Genomic DNA, 3,097 nt, shown 5'->3' on the forward strand with positions numbered 1-3,097 from the left:
CTAATTCACTAATCTCTAATTCGCTTTTTGGTATGTGGAATTTGGTGCTTATTTGAGATTTGGTGCTTGGGATTTGGGATTTTTTCCTTATCCACTCTGAGTAAAATTTTGACTAATAACTGCTATAACATCCAGTGTTAGTGAACAGTGTCAGTGAAGAAAGATTGAATTCCTTAACTGACACTGACACTAATCACTGACACTTATTTTCAGTGGGGGAGATAAAAAAATTAAAAATCTATGTCCTCTGCGAAATTTGCGGATATTTTCAGGTGAAACGCTCATACCCTTGCAGGTCACAAATGACGATGAAAATGTAGTTTTGTAAATCAAACAATTACAACAACTTACGAACATTTTCAGGAGAAAATGAAGGTTTTGGATGAAATGAAGGTAAAAAATGCAGTTATTGGAGGAAGTAAGGCATATACTTTACTTAATGAAAATAAAATTATCGGTGAAAGGATAGGGAATGTTCAAACACCTTTTGGAAAAAGTCAGGTCATATTTTTAGTCAAATGGGATGATATTGAGTTTTTATTTCTGACAAGACATGGTGAAAAAGATTATGATGGGAGTAATGATGATAGTTTTGAAATCCTATCAGAGATGGCTAAAGTAGATAAAAGAGTAAAGATTGTTCAATTTCGCAAGAATTTTGGTCAGACAGCCGCTATCTCAGCAGGAATTGAATATTCGCAAGGAGATATTTTGATTCTTATGGATGCGGATTTACAGATGCCCGGAAGATATACCCCGACTTCTTGAAAAAATAGATGAAGGAGACGATGTAGTTAGTGGTTGGCGAAAGAATCGCCAGGATAAGTTAATCACGCGAAAAATCCCTTCTATTTTAGCTAATAAATTAATTTCTTTGGTGACTGGAGTTCATTTCCATGATTATGGTTGTACCCTCAAGGCATACAACAAAAGAGATATAATAAAGGATATTAAGCTTTATGGTGAGATGCATCGGTTTATTCCGGTTTATGCTGCCTGGTGGGGTGGAGCGAAGATAACCGAGATAGTAGTTACTCATCATCCCAGACGCTATGGTAAGACGAAATATGGTCTTTCAAGAACCATAAAGGTCATTCTGGATCTTTGGACACTAAAATTTCTTGGTTCTTACAGCACCAAACCTATCTATACCTTTGGTGGGTTTGGTATTCTGTTATGTTTTGTAGGGATAATAAATCTTGAGAGGGGATAAAAAAAGGGTGTGTGGAATTTGTGGATATTTGACATTTGGAGAAAAGACAGTGGAGAAAGAAATCATCCACCAGATGTGTGAGGTAATTCGTCATCGAGGCCCTGATGATGAAGGGATTTATCTGGAAAAGAATATTAGTCTGGGGATGAGAAGATTAAATATTATTGACCTTGTTACCGGACATCAACCTATTCATAACGAAGATAAAACTATTTTTGTAGTCTATAATGGTGAGATTTACAATTTCCCGGAGATACGGGAGTCTTTAGAAAAAAATGGGCATCGTTTCAATACCCAGACCGATACGGAAGTTATCGTTCACCTCTATGAGGAAATGGGAACGAAATGTGTAGAAAGACTTAATGGCATGTTCGGATTTGCTCTCTGGGATAAAAAAAGAAATAGCCTCTTTTTAGCCCTTGATAGAATAGGTATTAAACCACTTCATTATGTTGTTGTAAATAATCAATTTATCTTTGGTTCAGAGATAAAAGCAATATTAGTCCATCCGGATGTAAATAGAGAGATTGATTTGTCTTCATTAGATAAATATCTTACCTATGAATATATTCCTGCTCCTAATACTATTTTTAAAGGGATTAAGAAATTACCACCTGGCTCTTTTATGATTATTAATCCAGCTGGAGAGATAAAAACCGAACAATACGGGGATATTAATTTTAGTTATGATGAGAAATTAAAGGAAGAAGAGGGATATCAAGAAGAACTTTTATCATTGCTTAAGGCTTCAGTAAAAAGGATGTTAATTAGTGATGTGCCGTTGGGAGTTTTTTTAAGTGGTGGCATTGACTCAAGTACGATTACTGCTTTGATGTCAGAATTAGTGCCAGGACAGGTCAAGACCTTTTCTATCGGCTTTGAAGATAGGAGTTTTGATGAATCTGGCTATGCCCGTAAGGTGGCTCAATACTTTGGCACCAGGCATTATGAAGAAATATTGAGTCCTAACAAACTAATAGAACTTGTTCCGATTATAGCTGATGTGTTAGATGAGCCTTTAGGAGATGCCTCAATTATTCCTACCTACTTACTTTCTCAATTTACTCGCCAGTATGTAACTGTAGCTTTAGGTGGAGATGGAGGGGATGAATTATTTGCTGGCTATCCTACTTATCCAGCCCATCGTTTAGCTCATTCTTATGAAAAACTACCAGGATTTCTTCGAGAAGGTATGATTGAGAAGATAATCAAAAAATTACCTGTATCTACTTCTAATATCAGCCTTGACTTTCAGGCTAAAAAATTTATTTCAGGCATCCCGTATTCTCCAGAAATCCGCAATTATATCTGGTTAGGCTCATTTAGCCCCATTGAAAAAAAAGACTTGCTTTCTAATGAAATTTGTGATATACTAAAAACTACTAACTCATTTGAAGACATAGAAATGTATCTGGCAAAGACTAAAACTGAGGATTTTCTTGACAGATTGCTTTACTTAGATATGAAATTTTATCTTCAGGAAGATATTTTAGTCAAAGTTGATAGAGCCAGTATGGCTAATTCACTGGAGGTCAGGCCACCTCTATTAGACCATACCTTTGTAGAGTATGTGGCTAATTTACCCCATCAACTCAAATTGAAAGGGTTGACCACAAAGTATATTTTTAAAAAAGCAGTGAAACATTTACTTCCCAAAGGAATAGCGAGCAGAAAAAAGAAAGGATTTGGCATCCCAGTGGCTAAATGGTTTAAGAATGAATTAAAGGGATTCGTTTTAGATATTTTTGCTGAAAGTAAAATCAAAAAGGAAGGTTTTTTTAACTATTCTTATATTAACAGGTTACTTAATGACCATTTTGAAAATAAAAAAGGTAACCGTTCAGGCTATATATCAAAAGTGTAAGAAAGGGGATAAGGAGATAA

The 3,097-nt window shown here is 35.4% G+C and carries 1 protein-coding gene and 1 pseudogene; both read left to right on the plus strand.

What is annotated here, in order from left to right; translation table 11 throughout:
• Window positions 1–570: 570 nt before the first annotated feature.
• A pseudogene (locus tag AB1422_18410) lies at window positions 571–1,192 on the plus strand (glycosyltransferase family 2 protein).
• Between the two features lie 28 nt (window positions 1,193–1,220).
• Window positions 1,221–3,077, plus strand: coding sequence for an asparagine synthase (glutamine-hydrolyzing) (gene asnB / locus AB1422_18415; GenBank protein ID MEW6621274.1), 1,857 nt, complete (start codon window positions 1,221–1,223; stop codon window positions 3,075–3,077).
• The last annotated feature ends 20 nt before the right edge of the window (window positions 3,078–3,097 follow it).

It is taken from the genome of bacterium (assembly GCA_040757115.1).
Classification (GTDB): Bacteria; UBA9089; CG2-30-40-21; order CG2-30-40-21; family SBAY01; genus JBFLXS01.